Here is an 18,848-nt window from a genome sequence, read left to right as displayed (position 1 = left end):
CCGCCTCCTCACCTGTACGGCCCGGGGTCTCGTCGCGCCGGAGGCCGCGGGGAATCGCACGATCTTCACATGTTCGCCGCCTCATGCCTCATCCCCCGGATCTCCGTGTCGTGGCCCGAGGTCCTTCACCATGGTGATCGCGTCGGTGCCGTCTTCGTAGTAGCGCCGTCGCAGGCCCAGCCGCCGGAAACCGAACCGCTCGTACATCGCCTGCGCGGGCGGGTTGTCGGCGCGGACCTCCAGGAACACCGAGACCGCGCCGCGCCGGGCGGCCTCGGTGAGCAGCTCGTTCATCAGCGCGGTCCCGACGCCGGCCCGCCGGTGATCGGCGAGGACCGCGATCGTCTGGACGTCGGCCTGGTCGCCCGCCGCCGCCAGACCGGCGTATCCCACGACGCGGTCGCCCAGCTCGGCGACGACGTAGTGCCGGGTGCGCGGCTGGTCGGCGAGCTCGCCGCGCATCATGGCCTCGCTCCAGGCGTCCGCGGGGAACGTGGTCCGTTCGATGTCCATCACGGCGGGCAGATCGTCGTGGGTCATCCGGCGCAGCACGATTTCGGTCTGCCTCACGACGTGCCTCCGGGGCGGGTCACGCCGTCACCCGCTTCGGCGCCCCGGGCACCTGCGCGTCGGGACGCCGCAGGTAGATGGGCCGGGGCGGGCCGAGCACGGCCAGCTCCCGCGCCTTCTCGACCGAGTCCACGCGGCCCTCGGGCACCCGGGCGAGCTCCGCCGCCGCCTCCTCGCTCAGCGTCGCGAGGTGCTCGGCCGCCAGGGCCGCGAGCGCGCCCGCCGAGGGGTGTTCGGGGCCGCGCACCCGGTCGGGGCCGATCACGTCGGCGTACATGGCGCCGCCCGCGCCGATCACGGGCAGTTCCCCGGGCAGGTCGTGCGGCCGGTCCACGCGCGGCCCGTCGAGCCGCGTGCGCGAGTCGCCGTACCGGGCCCAGAAGACCTCCTTGCGGCGCGCGTCGGTCGCGACGAGGAACGGACCGCTCTCCCGCGCGGCGTACGCGAGGGCGTCGAGCGTGCACATCCCGAACGCCGGCACCCCGGCGGTCATGGCCAGCGCCGTCGCGGTCATCAGGCCGACCCGCAGGCCGGTGTACGGCCCGGGGCCGGTCCCGGCGACGATGGCGGTCACGTCCTTGAGCGTCGCGCCGGACTCGCGCAGGACGTGCTCGACGGCGGGTGCGAGGAGCTCCCCGTGCCGCCGCGCGTCGATCGTCGTCGACTCCGCCACCACGCGCTCGCCGTCGTACAGCGCTGCGGTGACGGCGGGAGTGGCGGTGTCGAAGGCCAGAACAAGCACGAAGGTCAAGGGTAGTCGCTGTGCGGAGGCGGACCGCCACGCCGGGGACCGGTCCCGGCCCGTACGGCCGCCGCCGGCCGTACGGGCCGGGCGCCGGGGCGTCGGGTGGCTCAGGCGGGCTTCAGGCGTCGCGGATCAGCGAGGCGTAGACGATGACGTTGTCGCGGTATTCGTGCCGCGACCAGTCGAATGTGCCGCCGCAGGTGATCAGGCGCAGGCCGTCTTCGGTGTAGACGCGCTCGGCGGGGAAGTCGTCCTTCGGCACGCGCTCCACCGAGTCGACCCGATAGGAGGCGGTCTTGCCATCGCTGCGCACCACCTTCACGACTTCTCCCCGGCGCAGGTCGCGCAGCCGGTAGAAGACGGCGGGCGCGGTCTTGGTGTCCACGTGACCGATGATCACGGAGGCGCCGGGGTCACCCGGCACGGCGCTTCCCGTGTACCAGCCCGCGGTGGACGGCTTGTCGAACGGCGGCAGCTCGACGTCGCCGTCGCCGGTCAGGCCGAGTTTCATCACGGGTGCCTTGAGGTGCAGCGCCGGGATGTCGATCCGCTTGGGTACGACGGAGGATCTGGCGGCGGGCTGGTCCGTCATCCCTCTGCCGCCCGCGACGGCGGCGAACGCGAGACCGGTGACCACCCCGGCGATGATCACCCCCCGGGTGGACAGCGCCAAGGTCAGGCCCCGGAGCGCCTGCGGACCACGCCGATGCCGACGCCGAGCGCGGCCAGCAGCACGACGACGGTCACGCCCATCGGCAGGCCGGACTCGTCTTCGGAGCCCCCGGCCGCCGTGCCGCCGCCGCCCGCGTGCGGCGCCCGGGTGGGAATCCTCGTGTGATCCTGGGTGTGGTCCTGGGTGTGGTCCGGCTCCGGCGCGACGATCCGGAACGACGCGCTGCCGATGTCGTTGGTGGCCTCGCAGCGCACCTGCACGCGGTAGCCGCCCGGCTTGGCTCCGGCCCTGATGGTCGCGCTGCCGCGCACCATCGGCACGGCGGCGGACGGAGTGGCCTCCGACGACGCCGGGGCGACGAGCGTGACGAGACCGGTGAAGGCGTCGGAGCGGGCGGTCGCCCGATATGCCGTGCCGCCCTGGGGCAGCGGGCACCTGGCGGTGATGTGGATGCTCTTGGTCGACCCGCCGACGATCCGCTTCGGATCGAGCTCCACCCGCACGTCCTGCCGGGGGACGGAGACGAGCGGCGTCGACTGGGCCGGGGTCTGCGCCGCCGCGGGGTCGGTGGAGACCGTCTCGGCCGACGCGGTGCAGCCCAGCGCGGCGAACAGTAAGGCTCCCCCGACGGCGACCTGCGTGATCCTGCTCAACGGCACACCTCTTCCACGCCGGTCCCTTACCCAGAAAATCCTTGCCGACTCATGACCGGGGATCTTCCTTGCCCCGATGATCCTCAGGTACGCGGACAGGCGTCAAGGACTGTGCGGCCGACCGGTCTGGAACCCGTACGGACGACGTCCGGCTTGTCCCCGCAGGTCCTTGTCGCACGTCAGAGTCCGAGTTGCGGCCTTTATACGGCTATCCGGCCCAGGGCGGCGGGTGCTCAGGCGGTGAGGAACCAGGGCGGTCAGGCGGCGCGATCAGGGGACGGTGTGATCAAAGCGACAGGGTGATCCGGTGACGCGGTGATCAGGCGGTGGGATGGTCGGGCGTGGTGAGATCACACGGCGCGGTGATCAGGGCGGCAGGTGCTCAGGCGGCGGATGCTCAGGCCAGGGAGAGCTCCGACCAGCGCGGGCCCACGCCGGTCACCCGTACGCGGCGCTCCTCGTCCTCGGCGCCCCGCTCGATCTGGACGTCCAGGCGGTCCTCGGACAGGCCCTCGACCAGGCCCTCGCCCCACTCGACCACGGTCACCGACTCCTCAAGCGACGCGTCGAGGTCGAGGTCGTCCACCTCCAGCGTGCCGCCCAGCCGGTAGGCGTCCACGTGCACGAGCGCGGGCCCGTCGGACAGGGACGGGTGGACCCGGGCGATCACGAACGTGGGGGACGTGATCGGCCCGCGCACCTTCAGGCCCTCCGCGAGGCCCTGCACCAGTGTGGTCTTCCCCGCGCCCAGCGGGCCGCTCAGCACGACCAGGTCTCCGGGGGCGAGCAGCCCGGCCAGCCGCGCGCCCAGCTCACGCGTCTCATCGGCGGTCGTGGCCCGGAACTCGGCCGTGGTCACGTGTTCCCCCTCTCGGCTCGCTTCAGCAGCTCGCGGAGCGCCTCGTTCACGGCGTCGGGCCGTTCGAGCTGAACGAGGTGCGAGGTCTCCGGCACGATGGTGAGCTGCGCGGTCGGCACGGCCGCCGCGATCGCCTTGCTGTGGTCGAGCGGCGTCAGCCAGTCGCGGTCGCCCACGATGATCGCGGTCGGCACCTTGTTGAGCACGTCGAGCGAGGTGAGCTTGTCGTGCGTCATCAGCGCCGGATAGAAGTCGGCGATCACCTCGGAGGGGGTCGCCCTGATCATCGACTCGACGAAGTCCACGACGGTGGGGCTGACGTTCTTGGAATCGCCGAACCCGAGGTGGCGCAGCGCCAGGAAGGACAGGTCGGTGCCGGCCTCACGGCCCCGGTCGACCAGCGCGCCGCTCCTGCGCATGATCGAGACGGCCGACGGCACCGCGAGGTTGACGAGCTTGGAGACCAGGGCGGGCAGGCCCAGGGTGATCTCGGCGAGCTTGCCCGCCGAGGTCGCCACCAGCGAGACGCCGCGGATCTTGTCGCCGAACAGCTCGGGCCGCCGCTCCGCCAGCGCCATGACCGTCATGCCGCCCATGGAGTGGCCCACCACCACGCACGGCCCCGGGACGAGCTCCTCCAGCACCAGCGCGAGATCCTCGCCGAGGCGCTCGATCGTGCAGTCGCTTGCCATCGCGCGCGCGGAGTGGCCGTGGCAGCGCTGGTCCCACAGCACGAGCCGGTAGGAGTCGCGCAGATCGCGCCGCTGGTAGTGCCAGGAGTCCGACGACAGGCAGTAGCCGTGGCACAGCACCACGGTCAGCGGCGCGTCCTCCACACCGTCGATCTCGGCATGGATCTGCACGCCGTCCGAGGTCTCGAGCGTCACCGAACGTCCGTGCAGCTCGCCGAAGGGCTCACTCGCCTCCAGGTCCGGCCGCAGGCGGATGCGGCCCACGGCGTACCTTTTGGCGAGCGTGGCCGCCGCCACTCCCGCGGACGCCGCACCGAAGACCGCTCCGGCGATCCCGACCTTGCGACGTGTGCTCATGCCTGCCCTCCTCGCAGCCGCGGCTCAGCGTCCGTCCGTATGGACACGAGGCACGCGGGATCCGATCCTCGTCACGATCTCATGGGTAATCGTGCCCAGGGAATCCGCCCATTCCTGACAAGTTGGCTCACCATTGTCCCCGGGACCGAAAAGGATCACCTCGTCCCCCGATTCCGCAGGATCGTCACCCAGGTCGATGACGAACTGGTCCATGCACACCCGCCCGGCGATACGCCGCCGCCGGCCCGCTGCCAGCACCTCCGCCCGGTTGGTCCCGTTTCTCAGGATGCCGTCCGCATACCCGAGAGGAACGAGGCCAAGCGTGGTCTCACGCTCCGTGACGTACAGGTGCCCGTACGACACGCCCGCGCCCGGGGCGGCCCGCTTCACCTGCGCGAGCCTGGCCGTCAGCGTCATGGCCGGGCGCAGCCCGAAGTCGCCGAGCTCGGGGATCGGGCTCAGGCCGTAGACGGCGATGCCCGTACGGACCATGTCATACCTGGCCTGCGGCAGTGTGACTGTCGCCGCCGAGTTGGCGAAGTGACGGATCGCGTCGCTCGGCACCCCCGCCTTGTCGGCGACGGCGAGCGCCTCCTCGAACGTCGCGAGCTGGTCCTCGATCGAGGGATGGCCGGGGATGTCCGCGCAGGCGAAGTGCGACCACAGCCCGGCGATCTCGATGGCCCCGCTCACCCGCGCGGCGAGCGCGTGCTCGACCAGCGACGACCAGTCCGCCGGTGTCGCGCCGCCGCGGGAGTTGCCGGTGTCGGCCTTCAGGTGCACCCGGGCGGTGCGCCCGGTGCGCCGGGCGGCCTCGACGATCTCGTCCACGACCCATGTCGCCCCGGCCGACAGCTCGACGTCCGCGAGCAGCGCGGCGTCCAGCGGCTCGCCGGGGGTGATGAGCCACGACAGGATCGGCGCGGTGATCCCCGCCTCGCGCAGCGCCAGCGCCTCGCGGACGAGCGCCGTGCCGAGCCGGCTCGCGCCCGCCTCCAGGCACGCCTTGGCCACCGGAGCCGCGCCGTGACCGTACGCGTCGGCCTTGACGACGGCCATCATCTCGGCGCCGGCGGCCGACTCCGCGAGCAGCCGCACGTTGTGCGCGATGGCGGACAGGTCGACGCGCGCCTCGGCCGGGGTGGCGGAGTGCACCGTTGAGAAGCTCATTTTTCCAGTGTGTCAGGTGGACCCGGGTGAATGCGCCCACCCTGACACCGCACGTCATAGCGTGCGCAGGGCCTCGGGCAGCGCCTCGGCGACGTCGAGCGCGGCGATCGGCGCCTGCCCGGGCCCCGCCGCGACGCCGCCGCCCGAGGCGACCCGCGCCGCCAGGCCGTGGACGTACGCCGCGCACGAGGCCGCGTCGTAGCCCGTCAGCCCGGCGGCCAGCAGGGCGCCCGCGATGCCCGACAGGACGTCGCCGGTGCCGCCCGTCGCGAGCCAGGGCGTCCCGGTGGTGTTGACCCGCACCGGTCTGTGCTCCTCGGCGACGAGCGTGGTCGAGCCCTTGAGCAGCACCGTCGCCCCCAGCTCGGTGGCGGCCCTGCGCACGTGTTCGAGCCGCTCGGCCTCGATGTCCTCGCGCGGCACGCCGAGCAGCCGCGACAGCTCTCCCGCGTGCGGCGTGAGCACGGTCGGGGCGGCCCGGCGCAGCAGCGAGCGGTCCTTGGCGACCAGCGTCAGCCCGTCGGCGTCCACCAGCACGGGCACCCCGGTGGACAGCACCGCGCGGGCCACCGCGTGCGCCTCCGGGCCCGTGCCCAGCCCGGGGCCGAGCACCCACGCCTGCACCCGCCCGACCTCGTCGAGCGAGCTCCTCAGCACCAGCGACGGGTCGAGCACGGTCGTGACGGCCTCCGGCCAGCGGGTCCTCACCAGCCGCACCGGCTCGGCCGAGCTCGCGAAGCGGACCATCCCCGCTCCGGCGCGCACCGCGCCGCCGACCGAGAGCACGGCGGCCCCGGTGTACCTGTCGCTGCCTGCGGCGATCCCGACGACGCCGCGCCGGTATTTGTCGCTCTCCGCGCCCGGGCGCGGCAGCAGGTCGGCCACGTCGTCGCTGGTCAGCGCGGTCACCTCGGGATCCGGCAGGTAGGGCCCGAGGCCGATGTCCACCAGCTCGACCGCGCCCGCGTGGGCGGCGCCGGGATCGATCAGCAGACCGGCCTTGTACGCGCCGAACGTGACCGTGAGGTGCGCGCGCACCGCCGGTCCCTCGACCCGCCCGCTGCTCGCGTCCACCCCGCTCGGCACGTCGACCGCGACGACCAGGCCGTCGGTCCGGCCGGTCAGCTCCGCGAGCGTGGCGTACGGCTCCCGCAGCGCCCCGCTGCCTCCGATGCCGACGAGGCCGTCCATCACGAGGTCGGCGCGGGCCAGCAGCTCACGGGCCCGCTCGGCGTCGTAGGGGTGCGCCCGGCCGCCCGCCTGCCGCAACGCGGCCAGGCCGCCCTCGTGGGTACGCGAGCCGGCGAGGACCGCCTCCACCCGTGCTCCCCGGCGGGCCAGCCTGGCCCCGGCGTACAGGGCGTCCCCGCCGTTGTCGCCGCTGCCGATCAGCAGCGCCACGCGGGAGCCGTACACCCGGCCGCAGGAGCCGGCGAGCAAGTGTGCGCAGACGGCGGCGAGCCCGGCGGCGGCCCTGCCCATCAGCGTTCCCTCGGGGAGCCTCGCCATCAGCGCGCGCTCGGCGGAGCGGATCTGGTCGGAGGTGTAGGCGGTCCGCATGCGTCCGACGGTAGCCTGCCGGGTCCGCGATGGCGATCACCCGGCGTCCGGCGTCGGCGGGAGGACGCCGGCACGGCGCGGGCAGCGGTCCTCCCGGCGTGGGTCCTCCCGGCGTGGCCGGGCGTGCCTCAGGCGGCAGGACGCCGCCACGCGCGGCGGCCGGGCGTGCCACTCTGTGAAAGGCGTGCGCTCAGGACTCGGCGACGACATAGGCGACCGCCATGCCGCCGTCGTGCGACAGCGAGACGTGCCATCTGCCTACGCCGAGGTCGCGGGCCACCTCGGCGGCCCGGCCCGTGATCCGCAGCTCCGGCCTGCCCTGCGCGCCGCGCACGATCTCCGCGTCGAGGTGCCGCAGGCCCGGCGGCGCCCCGAGGGCCTTGGCCACGGCCTCCTTCGCGGCGAACCGCGCGGCCAGCGACTCCAGCGGCAGCGCGCCCTCGGCATCGGTGAACAGGCGCTTTCGCAGCGCGGGCGTGCGCTCCAGGGCCGCGCCCAGGCGCGCCACCTCGACCACGTCCACCCCGATGCCCACGATCACACCGCCAGCGTACGGGCCAGTTGTTGTTCCCCGTCGCGCGCCGGAGTAATCCATCGATTTCTGTCCACAGGCTGTGCACGACCCCGGATGGGCGCGGGCGAAGGCCATGGCTACGCTTGCCGTCGTGGCAGATGGGGACGCGTACGTCGAGCTGAGCCGGGAGCAGTGGCGTGACCTGCGTAAGAACACACCGCTCACGCTCACAGAGGCGGAGCTGGAAGAACTGCGCGGCGTCCACGACCCGATCGACCTGTCCGAGGTCACCGACATCTACCTGCCGCTGACCCGACTGCTGAACCTGCACTTCACCGGTTCGCGGCAGCGCGGCGCGGCCGTCGGCGCGTTCCTCGGCGAGCAGGACGCGCCCCCGCCGTACGTGCTGGGCATCGCGGGCAGCGTCGCGGTCGGCAAGTCGACCACGGCGCGCCTGCTGCACGCGCTGCTCGCCCGCTGGCCCGAGCACCCCCGGGTCGACCTGATCACCACCGACAGCTTCCTCTACCCCAACAAGGTCCTGGAAGAGCGCGGGATCATGCACCGCAAGGGCTTCCCGGAGAGCTACGACCGGCGGGCGCTGGTGAGCTTCGTGGCCGACGTGAAGGCGGGCCGCCACGCGGTGGAGGCACCCGTCTACAGCCATCTGGAGTACGACATCGTGCCCGGCGCGGCACATACGGTGGACCGGCCGGACATCCTCATCGTCGAGGGCCTCAACGTCCTGCAGCCCGCGCCGCCGGACGCCCTGGCGGTCTACGACTACTTCGACTTCTCCATCTACGTGGACGCCCGGATAGAGGACATCCGCACCTGGTATGTGGAGCGCTTCCACAAGCTGCGCCGCACGGCCTTCTCCGACCCGAAGTCCTACTTCCGGGACATCGCGGCGCTGTCGTACGAGGAGGCGACCACGTTCGCCGAGAACGTGTGGCGTGACATCAACGAACGCAACCTGGTGGAGAACATCGCCCCCACCCGCCGCCGGGCCGGCCTGATCCTGCACAAGGGCCCCGACCACTCCGTCACACGGGTGCGGCTGCGCAGAACCTGAGCCGGATGCCCCCGGTACGGCGGCGGTCTTCGGAAGGGCGTGAGAGGCATACCTGAGACGTAGGCGGGTTCCTCCATCAGGCGGAGGCCCGGCGAACGCCCAGCCCAGTAGGGTCGGATCATGACAGCGAGCGCGACTCCATGCTTCGCGACCGAGGGGCTGACCAAGCGTTTCCCCCGCGTCACGGCGCTCGACGACCTCACGGTCGCCGCCGGCACCGGCGTGACCGGCCTGGTGGGCGCCAACGGCGCGGGCAAGTCGACGCTGATCAAGATCCTGCTCGGCCTGCTTCCTCCGACCTCCGGGCGTGCCTCGGTGCTCGGCTTCGACACGGCCACCCAGGGCCTGGAGATCCGGCGCGCCGTCGGCTACATGCCCGAGCACGACTGCCTGCCGCCGGACATGTCCGCGACCGAGTTCGTGGTGCACATGGCCCAGATGTCCGGGCTGCCGCGTACGGCCGCCCGCGAGCGCGCCGCCGACACCCTGCGCCACGTGGGGCTGGACGAGGAGCGCTACCGCCCGATGGGCGGCTACTCCACAGGCATGCGGCAGCGGGTCAAGCTCGCCCAGGCCCTCGTCCACGACCCGAAGCTGGTCTTCCTCGACGAGCCCACCAACGGGCTCGACCCGCAGGGCCGCGACGACATGCTCACGCTGATCCGGCGCATCGGCACCGAGTTCGGCATCAGCGTGCTGGTCACCTCCCATCTGCTCGGCGAGCTTGAGCGGGTGTGCGACCACGTCATCGTGATCGACGGCGGGCGGCTGCTGCGCTCCTCGGCGATCCGGGAGTTCACCCGGGCCGAGCAGACCATCGCGGTGGAGGTCGAGGAGGGGCAGCAGCGGCTGGCCGAGCGCCTGACCGCCGGCGGCGAGACGGTCGTCACGCAGGGCAGGCTGATCACGGTCCAGGTCTCCGCGGACGACCCCGGCCGCACCTACGACGCCGTACGCGACGCCGTCTGCGACCTCGGCCTCAGCCTCCTGCGGCTGGAGCAGCGCCGGGGCCGCATCGAGGACGTGTTCAAGGAGCCGGTGGCATGACGACAGAGCCGACCGCGGTCATCCACGACATCGGATACCGCCACTACGACGGCGTACGGCTGGGGCGTGGCAGGGCGACGCTCGCCCTCGGCGTGCAGAGCCTGCGCGGCGTGTTCGGGCTCGGCCGCACGGTCCGCGCCAAGATCATGCCGCTGCTGCTGGCCGCGATCATGCTGATGCCGACCGTGGTGTCGATCGGCGTGATGGCGCTCGCCAAGCAGTTCGTCATGCCCTATCCGAACTACGCGGTCTTCATGCAGGCGGTGATCGCGGTCTTCCTGGCCGCGCAGTCGCCGTACCTGGTCGCGCCGGACCTGCGCTTCCGCGTGCTGCCGCTGTATCTGTCCCGCCCGCTGACCGTGACCGACTACGTGCTGGCGAAGCTGGCCGCGCTGGCGGTCGCGCTGTTCGGGCTGCTGGCCGTGCCGCTGACGATCGAGTTCGTCGGCGAGCTCCTGGTCGACATGCCCGGCCCGCCGCACACCGCCGACTATCTCGGCGCGCTGGGCGGCGCGGTCCTCCACGCGGTTCTGCTGTCGTCCGTGGGCATCGCCCTGGCGTCGTTCACCCCGCGCCGCGGTCTCGGCGTCGCGTCGGTGATCGCGTTCTACATGTTCACCGCGGCCGTCTCCGGGATCTTCGCCGGCGTGCTGATCTCGTCGGGACGCGACGATCTCGCCGGGTGGGCCCTGCTGCTCAACCCGTTCTTCCTCGTCGACTACGCCCAGTCGGCCCTGTTCGGCACCACGCCCGTCAACACGGAGTCGGCTCCGCCCGGCATCGCGACGTGCCTGATCCTGCTGGCCGTGATCGCCGTGGCCGTGACGGGCGTTCTCCTGCGCTACCGGAAGGCGGCGTCGTGACCACCACAAGCTCTCCCGTGACCACCCGCCAGGGCGTGCTCGAACTCGCCCAGGTGTCCCGCTGGTATGGCAACGTCGTGGCGGTCAACGACGTCACGATGACCATCGGACCCGGCGTCACCGGCCTGCTCGGGCCGAACGGCGCGGGCAAGTCGACGCTGCTGCACATGATGGCCGGGTTCCTCGCGCCGTCCAGCGGCACGGCGACCCTCGACGGCGGGCGCATCTGGCACAACCACGAGATCTACCGGCGGATCGGCCTGGTGCCCGAGAAGGAGGCCGTCTACGGCTTCCTCACCGGGTGGCAGTTCGTGCTGTCGTCGGCCCGGCTGCACGGCCTGCCCTCGCCCGCCGACGCGGCCGAACGGGCCCTCGACCTGGTGGAGATGACGGACGCCGCCGGCCGCCGCATCGAGACCTACTCGAAGGGCATGCGGCAGCGCGTCAAGGTCGCCGCCGCCCTCGTCCACGACCCCCAGGTGCTGCTGCTGGACGAGCCGTTCAACGGCATGGACCCCCGGCAGCGGCTCCACCTCATGGACCTCGTACGCCGCATGGGCGAGGAGGGCCGGACGATCCTGTTCAGCTCGCACATCCTCGAAGAGGTCGAGCGGGTGGCCCACCACATCGAGGTCCTGGTCGCCGGGCGACACGCCGCGTCGGGCGACTACCGCGAGATCCGGCGCCGCATGGCCGACCGGCCGCACCTGTTCCGGGTCAGGTCGAGCGACGACCGGCGCCTGGCCGCCGCGCTCATCGCCGACCCCTCCTCCAGCGCGGTCTCGCTGACCGAGCAGGGCGTCGAGGTCCAGGTGACCGACTACGCGCGCTTCACCGCGCTGCTGCCGCGGATGGCGCGCGATCTCGCCGTACACCTGTGGCAGGTCTCCCCCACCGACGAGGACCTGGAAAGCGTCTTCTCCTACCTCATCTCCGGGAGCTCTCGATGAACACGGTGGTGGCGGACATCACCTACCGGGCCATGCTCGGGCGCAAGCGGATCTGGCTGCTGATCCTGCTGCCGGTGGCGCTGGTCGCGCTCGCCGCGCTGCTCAGGGTGGTGAACGGCCAGGACGAGCAGACGGCCGTGCTGCTGATGAAGAGCTTCGCGATCGGCACGATGCTGCCGCTGCTCGGGCTGATCGCCGGGACGGGCGTGATCGCACCGGAGATCGAGGACGGCACGATCATCCACCTGCTGGCCAAGCCGATCTCCCGCCCGGTGATCGCGGTGACGAAGTTCGTGGTCGCGGCCTCCCTCATCGCGGTGCTCGCGGCCGTCTCGACCTACGCCTCCGCGTATCTCCTGGTCGGCTCGGAGTCGGGCGTCGCGAGCGGCTTCGCCCTCGGAGCGCTGTTCGGCGGCATCGCGTACGCCGCGGTGTTCCTGCTGCTGGGCGTGCTCACCCGCCACGCGGTCGCGGTCGGCGTCATCTACGCCCTCGTGTGGGAGGGCGTGGTCGGCGGCTACGTGCCCGGCGCCCGGAAGTTCTCCATCCAGCAGTGGGCCCAGTCGCTCGCCGACCAGGTCTCCTCCTCGCCCTTCTTCTCCACCGAGGTGACGCTCGGCTTCGCCGTACCGGCGATGATCATCGTCACGATCGGCGCGGTCGTCTGGACCGGTCAGCGCCTGCGCTCCCTCTCCCTGACCGGCGACGACTGATCGGGTCCAGAGGTTTCCAGAGGTCGAAGCCCGCCCGACACGTCGATGTTCTGGGCCGCGTAGGCCGAATGACCGTCTGCTCGGCGGCGTCATGCGGTGGCGTCGGGGGACAGGACGCGGGCGAGCCACTCGGTGCGCGTACGGCGGGCCGTGGCCGAGATCCGCGCCTGCGGAAAGAGGGCGTCGAATCCGTGGAAGCCGCCCGCCCAGACGTGCAGCTCGGCCTGACCCCCGGCCGCCCAGATGCGGGTGGCGTAGTCGGCGTCCTCGTCGCGGAAGACCTCGGCGGAGCCGGTGTCGATGTAGGTGGCCGGCAGGCCCGACAGGTCGTCCGCCAGCGCGGGCGGGACGTACGGGGGCACCTCGTCGCCGGTGCGGCCGCCGAGGACGGACCGCCAGCCGAACTCGTTCATCTCACGGGTCCAGACGCCGGGCACGCCGGAGAACTGGCGGCTCGACGTGCTGGTGTTGCGGTGGTCGAGCATGGGGCAGATCAGCACCTGCGCGGCGATAAGCGGGGTGCCGCGGTCGCGGGCCAGCAGCGTGACGCCCGCGGCGAGGCCGCCGCCCGCGCTGGCGCCCGCGACGACGATCCTGGCGGGATCGACGCCGAGCTCGGCGGCGTGCTCGGCGACCCAGAGCAGGCCCTGGTAGCAGTCGTCGACGAGGGTTGTGCCGGTGGCCTCCGGGGCGAGCCGATATTCGACGGAGACCACGACCGCGCCGAACCGGTCGAGCCACTCCAGCGGGATGTCGATCTGCGAGAAGCGGTCGCCCATGACCATCCCGCCCCCGTGCATCCAGTAGACGCAGGGCGCGTCGGCGGCGTTCTCCGGACTGAAGATCGAAAGGGCGATCGGGGCGCCGTCCGGGGCGGGCACGGTGACCTCGCGCCGGTCGACCCGCCGGTCTGCGAGGAGGGAGTCGACGGGGGCCGCCGGAAGCCGGCGCAGGTGCGCGAGCACTTCGGCGTCGAGCTGCGACATGAGGGGCATCTCGGCCAGCAGGTCACGCAGTTGGGGGTCCAGGGCGGGGCGTACGGGGGTCATGGTCACTGCCTTTCAGAGGGGAGGGTCGCCGGGTGGCCGGCGGGGTCAGAAGGCGGCCTTGCCGCGCACCGGGACGTGGTCGGCATATTCCGACTCCTTGGCCAGCAGCCCGCCGATCCGCGCAACGATGGCCTGGGCGGCCTCGCCGGCGAAGACCCGGTGGTGGTCCTCCTCGCTGGTCCAGCCCTCGATGACGTGGACGACCTCGGGGTCGGAGGCGGAGCGGGAGACCAGATAGACGACGCAGTGCTCGCTCGCGGCGGGGCTGCCCTCGTCAAGGCCGGTCAGCAGCACGTCGACCAGCAGGTCGCCCATGCCGGGCCTGGCGGTCAGGGTCGCGGCGAAGCCGTAGGTGACGGTCATTGATTCCCTCGTGTTTCTCATCGGTGGAGTGAGCTGATCCCATTAAATCGGTTTGACCTGCGGAAACGTTAGAATGATGCTCGCCGCTATTTGCACGATCCTCTCGCGTTCGGGAACGCGGGCCCGGAATCGTGCTGCAATGGCCGCATGTGCCTCGAAGAGCTCCGCACCCTGCTGGCGCGGCATGCCCGGCCCGACGGGACCACCGCCATCGACGGCGTGCTCGTCTCGAAGGTCGACAGGTCGGACCCGCCGGCGCCCTCGATGTCCGGCACCGTGCTGGCGGTCATCGCCCAGGGCGCCAAACGCCTCGCGCTCGGCGACCGGATCTTCGAGTACGGCGCCGGACAGTATCTGGTCGCCTCGGTCGATCTGCCGGTGACCGGGCAGTTCACCCAGGCGGACCCCGAACGTCCTGCGCTGGGCTTCGGTCTCGTCCTGGAACCGTCCGCCGTAGCCGAGCTGCTGCTGCAGGCCGCGCCCGGTGACACTCCCCTCACGAGCGGAGGCGCGGCGCCGGGGATCACCGTCACCGACGCCCCGGCTCCGCTGCTCGACGCGGTGGTCCGGCTGCTGCGCCTGCTCGACGAGCCGCGCGACCGGGCCGTGCTCGCCCCGCTGGTCAAGCGCGAGATCCTGTGGCGCGTGATCACCGGCGAGCAGGGCGCGACGGTGCGCCAGCTCGGCCTCGCCGACAGCGGCCTCAGCCACATCTCGCGGGCCGTGCGCTGGATCCGCGAGCACTACGCCCGGTCGTTCCGCGTCGAGGACCTCGCACGGCTGTCCGGCATGAGCGTCTCCGCCTTCTACCGCAACTTCCACGCGGTGACCGCGATGAGCCCCATCCAGTTCCAGAAGCAGATCCGGCTGCAGGAGGCCCGGCTGCTGCTCGCCACCCACCCGGGCGACGTCATCGGAGTCGGCCACCGCGTGGGCTACGACAACCCGTCGCAGTTCAGCCGGGAATACCGCCGTCAGTTCGGCGCGCCGCCGAGCCAGGACGCCGCCCGCCTGCGGCAGAGCGTCCGCACTCCCGCCGGCGTCCTGCCCTGACAGCAGTCAGCGGCGTACGGACGACCGCCGTGAACGGGCGGCCGTCCGTACGCCGGAGAGACGCCGGGGAGACGTCAGAACGGGCAGGTGCTGCGGTATTCCTCCACGGTCAGACCACGGCTCGGGCCCGGGCAGAGGAACCGGTCATAGCGGGTGTCGTCGTCCACGAACCGCTTCATCCAGGCCACGGCGTACTTGCCGATGGTGGTGTTGGTCGTGTTCGGCGCGAAGTGGGTGGCGTTGTTCAGTTCCAGATATGCCTTGTCGAGCGAGGACGGCAGGCTGGTGTAGAAGGGCACCGCGTGCGAGGAGACCGGCGCGACCGTGTCGTTGTCCGCGCCGATGATCAGCGTCGGGGTCTGCACGCCCGGCCAGGTCTTGTCGAGGTTCCACGGCGTCAGCGGCACCGAGGCCCGCAGCGACGGCCGGTCGTCCACGGCCTCCAGCGTGCCGCCGCCGCCCATCGAGTGGCCCATCACGCCGAGCCTGCTCGCGTCCACCCGGCCGCGGACCGAGCTGCGCTCAGTCAGGTAGTCGAGGGCCGCGAGCAGCTGCCTGCCCCGGCTGTCGGGCTGGTCGAGCCGGGTCAGCGTGTCGATGTTGAACACCACGAAGCCGTGCGAGGCGAGCCGGGCGGCCAGCCACGCGAGGCTCGACTTGTCGGCCGTGTAACCGGGGGCGATGGCCACGCCGCCGAACGTCCCCTCGGACGTGGTGGTCGGATAGTAGATGGTCCCGCCGCCGAAACCGCTCACGAGCAGCGACGACACGTCGACCTGCGCGGTCGTGTACGGCCCGCGCGACGCCTCCAGCAGCGCGTCGGTGGGGTCGGGGCCGTGTACGGCGGCGTGGGCGGCGGGAGCGGTGAGGAGACCGCCGGCCAGTGCGAGCAGTACGACGAGCGCCAGCGTCGTGACCGCGGAGGACAGGCGTCGCAGAAGCAGGGTTGGGGAGTGTGTCGGCACGTCGGTGCACTCCTTGGGGGGAGGAGTGGGAACGGCCACACGGGCCCGTTCCCGCGAGCAGTTTGACCGTCGTCACTGTCGCGCCGCCGACGCCGCACGCGCATCGGCGAAATCACCGGCCGCCGCCACGCACCCTCCTCAGTACAGAAGGCGGGTCAGCTCGACCCGGGAGCGCACGCCGAGCCTGGCGAAGATGTTGCGCAGGTGGTGCTCCACGGTGCGCGGGCTGATGAACAGCCGGGCCGCCACCTCGCGGTTCGTCGCGCCCTCCGCCACCAGGGTGGCGATCTGGAACTGCTGAGCCGTGAGCAGCCGGTCTGCCTCCGAGCGGGAACCCGAGGGCCGCACCGACTCCCCGGCCGCGCGCAGCTCCGCGCGGGCGTGCTCGCTCCACAGGCGGGCGCCGTACCGCTCGAACGTCTCCAGCGCACCGTGCAGGTGCTCGCGGGCCGCGCCGGGGCGGCGCGACCGCCGCAGCATGCCGCCGTACAGCAGCCGCGTGCGCGCGGTCTCGAACGCGCACGCCCCCTGGCGGTGCAGTTCGAGCGCCTCGGAGAAGCGCTCCCCCGCCTCGGCCGGGGGCGCGAGCAGCGCGTGGCACCGGGCCGCCAGCGCCAGCCGGTCGGGGTCGCGGGTGCTGTCGGCCCAGCGGTCCAGTATGACCAGCGCGTCCCGCGCCTGCGCGATGTCTCCGGTGCGTACGGCGCTCTCGACGAGCAGCGGCGTCGCCATCACCCGCACGACGAGGGGGTCACCCGTACGGGCGACCGTGCGCAGCCGGTTCACGGCGTCGGCGTGGCGGTTCGCCGCGACGTCCAGATGGGCCAGGGCCAGCGTGCCGAGCGCCTCGGCCACGCTGACGCCGTGGGCGTTGGCCAGCTCGACGGCCCGCGCCGCCCGCAGGACACAGGTCTCCTCGTCGCCCGCGACGGCGGCGGTGAACGCGAGCCAGGCGAGATGCTGCGCGCCGCTGGTGGCCCGGCCCGTCTCCTGCGCCAGGCGCAGGCCGTCCATGGCGTTGGCCGCGACCGCGTCATAACGGCCGCTCCAGAGCTGGGCCTGGATCAGGATCTCCAGCATCTGCGGCATGCTGGCGACCGCGCCGTGAGCGCGCGCCATCTCGACCGCCCGGGACGCCAGCCTGAGCGCGTCGGCGCCGTTGCCGAGCAGAAGGTGCGCCACGCCGCCCCACACGAGCGCCGAAGGGCTGCCGGCCGAGGGCGGCGCCGTCACGCCGGTGACGACGCGGCGCAGCGAGGCGGTCGCCTCACGGTGTCGGCCCCGGAAGGTGGCGGCCATGCCCGCGAGATACTCCAGCGCCAGGCGCGTGACGTGGTCGTCGTCGGGCCGCCGCAGGGTCTCGGCCCGGCGTGCGATCGCCAGGAACCGGCGGTTGTCCCCCGCCAGGTAGCTCGCCTCGCCCGCCCGGACGAGCGCGCGTACGGCCTGCTCGCGGTCGGTGCGCAGCAGCCGCTCCGCGGCGGCGAGCAGCGTGTCGCAGGCGCTGTCGGTCGTGCCGGCGCGCAGCTCCAGGCTGCCCCTGACGAGTTCGGCGTGACCGCGCACCTCGACCCCCGCCCCGAGCGTGTCGATCCGGGACAGCAGCGACCTCGCCCGCTGCGGCTGCCCGGCCTGCCAGGCGTGCCGGGCGGCCGCGGCCAGCCGTGCGGCCTTGGCCTCGCCGTGCCCGGTGAGCTCGGCCGCCCGTTCGAGGACGCGGAACGGCTCGGGAAACGCCGTCGCCTTCGCCGCCGCCTTCGGTGCCGCCGCGAGCGCGCGTACGAGGTCTTCCGCCAGGTGGTCGGCGGGCCCGTCGAGTGCGGCGGCGCGGTGCCAGGCCCGCCGCAGCCGCTGGTGCTCCCCGCCGGGAACACCGTCGTAGAGGCGTGCCAGCAGGCGGTGGGCGGCCCGCCGCCGGGCGAGGGACGCCTCGGCGTACGCGACGTGCCGCAGGATCGGGTCGGCCAGGTCGAAGCCGCCGTCCGGAGTCTCGGCGACGACGCCCGCGGTCTCCGCCGCCTCCAGGGGCGCGAGCCCGCACCGCGACTCCGCGGCGCGCACCAGCGTGGCGGCGTCGATGCCGGGATCGGCCGCGATCAGCAGGACGAGGTCGGCCGTGTCGGCGGGCAGGCCGCGGAGCCGGTCGGCGTACGCCCGCCACAGCCGTCCGGCGCGTGGCGGCGTCTCGGGCGGCGGCGCCGCGCCCGTGCGGTGCGCGCCGGTCAGCGAGCCGGCGAGCTCGGCCAGCGCGAGCGGGTTGCCCCGGGCCGCCCGCACCAGCGCCGTACGCAGGTCGCCCGGGAGACCGTCGGGGACGAGGTCGTCGAGCACCTGGCAGGACGCCCGCTCGTCGAGCGGGGCGAGCGGCAGCGGGGGCAGGTCGCCGGGGGCCGTGCCGGGCTCCCCGGAGGCGAGCAGCACCGCGACGGGCGCCGCGGCGGCCCGGCGCGCCACGAAACAGATCGCCTCCCGGCTGGGGGCGTCGAGCCACTGGAGGTCGTCGGCGCACACCAGCACCGGGCGCCCGGCGGTCCGCAGGAGCCGCAGCAGCGCGGCGGGCAGCGCCAGGCCGCCCGGGGCGACGCCGGCGCGCAGCGCCTCGGCGAGCATCCGCATGTCGGCCGCCGTCGTGTCCAGCCGATCCGCGATCGGGTGGAGCAGGGCGTGCAGCCCGGCGTACGGCAGGTGGGTCTCGCCTCTCACCCCCTGGGTGCGGAGCACGAGGAACCCGTGCGGGGTTTCGCCGGCCGCGTACGCGGCGGCGAGATCGAGCAGCGCGGTCTTGCCCGTGCCCGGGCCGCCGAGGAGGAGCAGGCACCTGCCCGCACCGGCCCCGGCCCGGTCCACGAGCGCGCGCAGCGCGTCCGACTCCTTGTCACGCCCCCTTAACGCCCCCGTCGGAACACCGGTCAGATAAGACATAAATCAGTGTTACGCGCACATTACGCAATTGAGAAGCGCTTCCAATAAGGAACCC

The 18,848-nt window shown here is 72.9% G+C and carries 19 protein-coding genes; 6 read left to right on the top strand and 13 right to left on the bottom strand.

From position 1 onward, the window contains the following. Positions 1-81: 81 nt before the first annotated feature. The 9 genes from rimI to FLV34_RS19040 all read right to left on the bottom strand — a co-directional run bounded on the left by rimI (position 82) and on the right by FLV34_RS19040 (position 7,820). A complete protein-coding gene (gene rimI / locus FLV34_RS19080) occupies positions 82-570 on the bottom strand; it encodes a ribosomal protein S18-alanine N-acetyltransferase (protein WP_261985829.1) in 489 nt (162 codons plus the stop codon). Positions 571-589: 19 nt separating this feature from the next. Then, entirely contained in the window at positions 590-1,312 is a 723-nt protein-coding gene (gene tsaB / locus FLV34_RS19075) for a tRNA (adenosine(37)-N6)-threonylcarbamoyltransferase complex dimerization subunit type 1 TsaB (RefSeq protein ID WP_142646693.1), read from the bottom strand. Positions 1,313-1,433: 121 nt separating this feature from the next. Further along, entirely contained in the window at positions 1,434-1,988 is a 555-nt protein-coding gene (locus FLV34_RS19070; protein ID WP_147943709.1) for a class F sortase, read from the bottom strand. 2 nt (positions 1,989-1,990) lie between these two features. Then, on the bottom strand, positions 1,991-2,641 hold the full coding sequence (locus tag FLV34_RS19065) for a hypothetical protein (RefSeq protein ID WP_147943708.1): 651 nt from the start codon (positions 2,639-2,641) through the stop codon (positions 1,991-1,993). A gap of 397 nt (positions 2,642-3,038) precedes the next feature. After that, positions 3,039-3,500 (bottom strand): tRNA (adenosine(37)-N6)-threonylcarbamoyltransferase complex ATPase subunit type 1 TsaE, encoded by a 462-nt coding sequence (gene tsaE, locus FLV34_RS19060; RefSeq protein WP_142646696.1) that lies wholly within the window; start codon positions 3,498-3,500, stop codon positions 3,039-3,041. After that, positions 3,497-4,549, bottom strand: a complete 1,053-nt coding sequence (locus FLV34_RS19055; RefSeq protein ID WP_147943707.1) for an alpha/beta fold hydrolase — start codon at positions 4,547-4,549, stop codon at positions 3,497-3,499. The genes tsaE and FLV34_RS19055 overlap by 4 nt, the downstream gene beginning before the upstream one ends. Positions 4,550-4,573: 24 nt before the next feature. Then, positions 4,574-5,719: an alanine racemase gene (gene alr / locus FLV34_RS19050; RefSeq protein ID WP_147943706.1), complete on the bottom strand. Its 1,146-nt coding sequence runs from the start codon at positions 5,717-5,719 to the stop codon at positions 4,574-4,576. Positions 5,720-5,773: 54 nt separating this feature from the next. Next, positions 5,774-7,279, bottom strand: a complete 1,506-nt coding sequence (locus tag FLV34_RS19045; protein ID WP_147943705.1) for an NAD(P)H-hydrate dehydratase — start codon at positions 7,277-7,279, stop codon at positions 5,774-5,776. Positions 7,280-7,469: 190 nt separating this feature from the next. Continuing rightward, on the bottom strand, positions 7,470-7,820 hold the full coding sequence (locus tag FLV34_RS19040) for a holo-ACP synthase (RefSeq protein ID WP_142646700.1): 351 nt from the start codon (positions 7,818-7,820) through the stop codon (positions 7,470-7,472). A 106-nt stretch (positions 7,821-7,926) separates the two neighbouring features. Between FLV34_RS19040 and coaA the strand changes: the two genes are divergently transcribed. The 5 genes from coaA (at position 7,927) to FLV34_RS19015 (ending at position 12,441) form a co-directional block, all read left to right on the top strand. Continuing rightward, on the top strand, positions 7,927-8,868 hold the full coding sequence (coaA, locus tag FLV34_RS19035; protein WP_147943704.1) for a type I pantothenate kinase: 942 nt from the start codon (positions 7,927-7,929) through the stop codon (positions 8,866-8,868). A gap of 120 nt (positions 8,869-8,988) precedes the next feature. After that, on the top strand, positions 8,989-9,915 hold the full coding sequence (locus FLV34_RS19030; protein WP_142646702.1) for an ABC transporter ATP-binding protein: 927 nt from the start codon (positions 8,989-8,991) through the stop codon (positions 9,913-9,915). After that, positions 9,912-10,778 carry an ABC transporter permease gene (locus FLV34_RS19025; RefSeq protein WP_147943703.1) on the top strand — a complete coding sequence of 289 codons (867 nt, stop codon included), beginning with the start codon at positions 9,912-9,914 and terminating at the stop codon, positions 10,776-10,778. The genes FLV34_RS19030 and FLV34_RS19025 overlap by 4 nt, the downstream gene beginning before the upstream one ends. Continuing rightward, the gene (locus FLV34_RS19020; RefSeq protein ID WP_260617170.1) at positions 10,775-11,728 is read left to right on the top strand and encodes an ABC transporter ATP-binding protein; all 954 of its coding nucleotides are present in this window, start codon (positions 10,775-10,777) and stop codon (positions 11,726-11,728) included. The genes FLV34_RS19025 and FLV34_RS19020 overlap by 4 nt, the downstream gene beginning before the upstream one ends. Beyond that, positions 11,725-12,441: an ABC transporter permease gene (locus tag FLV34_RS19015; protein ID WP_147943702.1), complete on the top strand. Its 717-nt coding sequence runs from the start codon at positions 11,725-11,727 to the stop codon at positions 12,439-12,441. Before FLV34_RS19020 ends, FLV34_RS19015 begins: the two co-directional genes overlap by 4 nt. Before the next feature lie 89 nt (positions 12,442-12,530). Here FLV34_RS19015 and FLV34_RS19010 read toward each other — a convergent pair whose 3' ends face one another. Both FLV34_RS19010 and FLV34_RS19005 read right to left on the bottom strand, forming a co-directional pair. Next, positions 12,531-13,490 carry an alpha/beta hydrolase gene (locus FLV34_RS19010; RefSeq protein ID WP_147943701.1) on the bottom strand — a complete coding sequence of 320 codons (960 nt, stop codon included), beginning with the start codon at positions 13,488-13,490 and terminating at the stop codon, positions 12,531-12,533. Positions 13,491-13,535: 45 nt separating this feature from the next. Beyond that, positions 13,536-13,853 carry a putative quinol monooxygenase gene (locus FLV34_RS19005; protein ID WP_147943700.1) on the bottom strand — a complete coding sequence of 106 codons (318 nt, stop codon included), beginning with the start codon at positions 13,851-13,853 and terminating at the stop codon, positions 13,536-13,538. Between the two features lie 147 nt (positions 13,854-14,000). Here FLV34_RS19005 and FLV34_RS19000 point away from each other — a divergent pair, with 147 nt between their 5' ends. After that, the gene (locus FLV34_RS19000; RefSeq protein WP_142646707.1) at positions 14,001-14,906 is read left to right on the top strand and encodes an AraC family transcriptional regulator; all 906 of its coding nucleotides are present in this window, start codon (positions 14,001-14,003) and stop codon (positions 14,904-14,906) included. Between the two features lie 74 nt (positions 14,907-14,980). Here the strand turns inward: FLV34_RS19000 and FLV34_RS18995 are convergent, their stop codons facing one another. Together FLV34_RS18995 and FLV34_RS18990 are read right to left on the bottom strand one after the other, a co-directional pair. After that, entirely contained in the window at positions 14,981-15,799 is an 819-nt protein-coding gene (locus FLV34_RS18995; protein WP_261985832.1) for an alpha/beta hydrolase, read from the bottom strand. Between the two features lie 210 nt (positions 15,800-16,009). After that, on the bottom strand, positions 16,010-18,793 hold the full coding sequence (locus tag FLV34_RS18990) for a LuxR family transcriptional regulator (protein ID WP_147943698.1): 2,784 nt from the start codon (positions 18,791-18,793) through the stop codon (positions 16,010-16,012). Positions 18,794-18,848: the final 55 nt, after the last annotated feature.

It is taken from the genome of Microbispora sp. CSR-4 (assembly GCF_008033685.1).
Lineage (GTDB): Bacteria > Actinomycetota > Actinomycetes > Streptosporangiales > Streptosporangiaceae > Microbispora.
The sequence above is the reverse complement of the archived record's forward strand: the minus strand, read 5'-3'. Positions and strand labels throughout refer to the sequence as shown.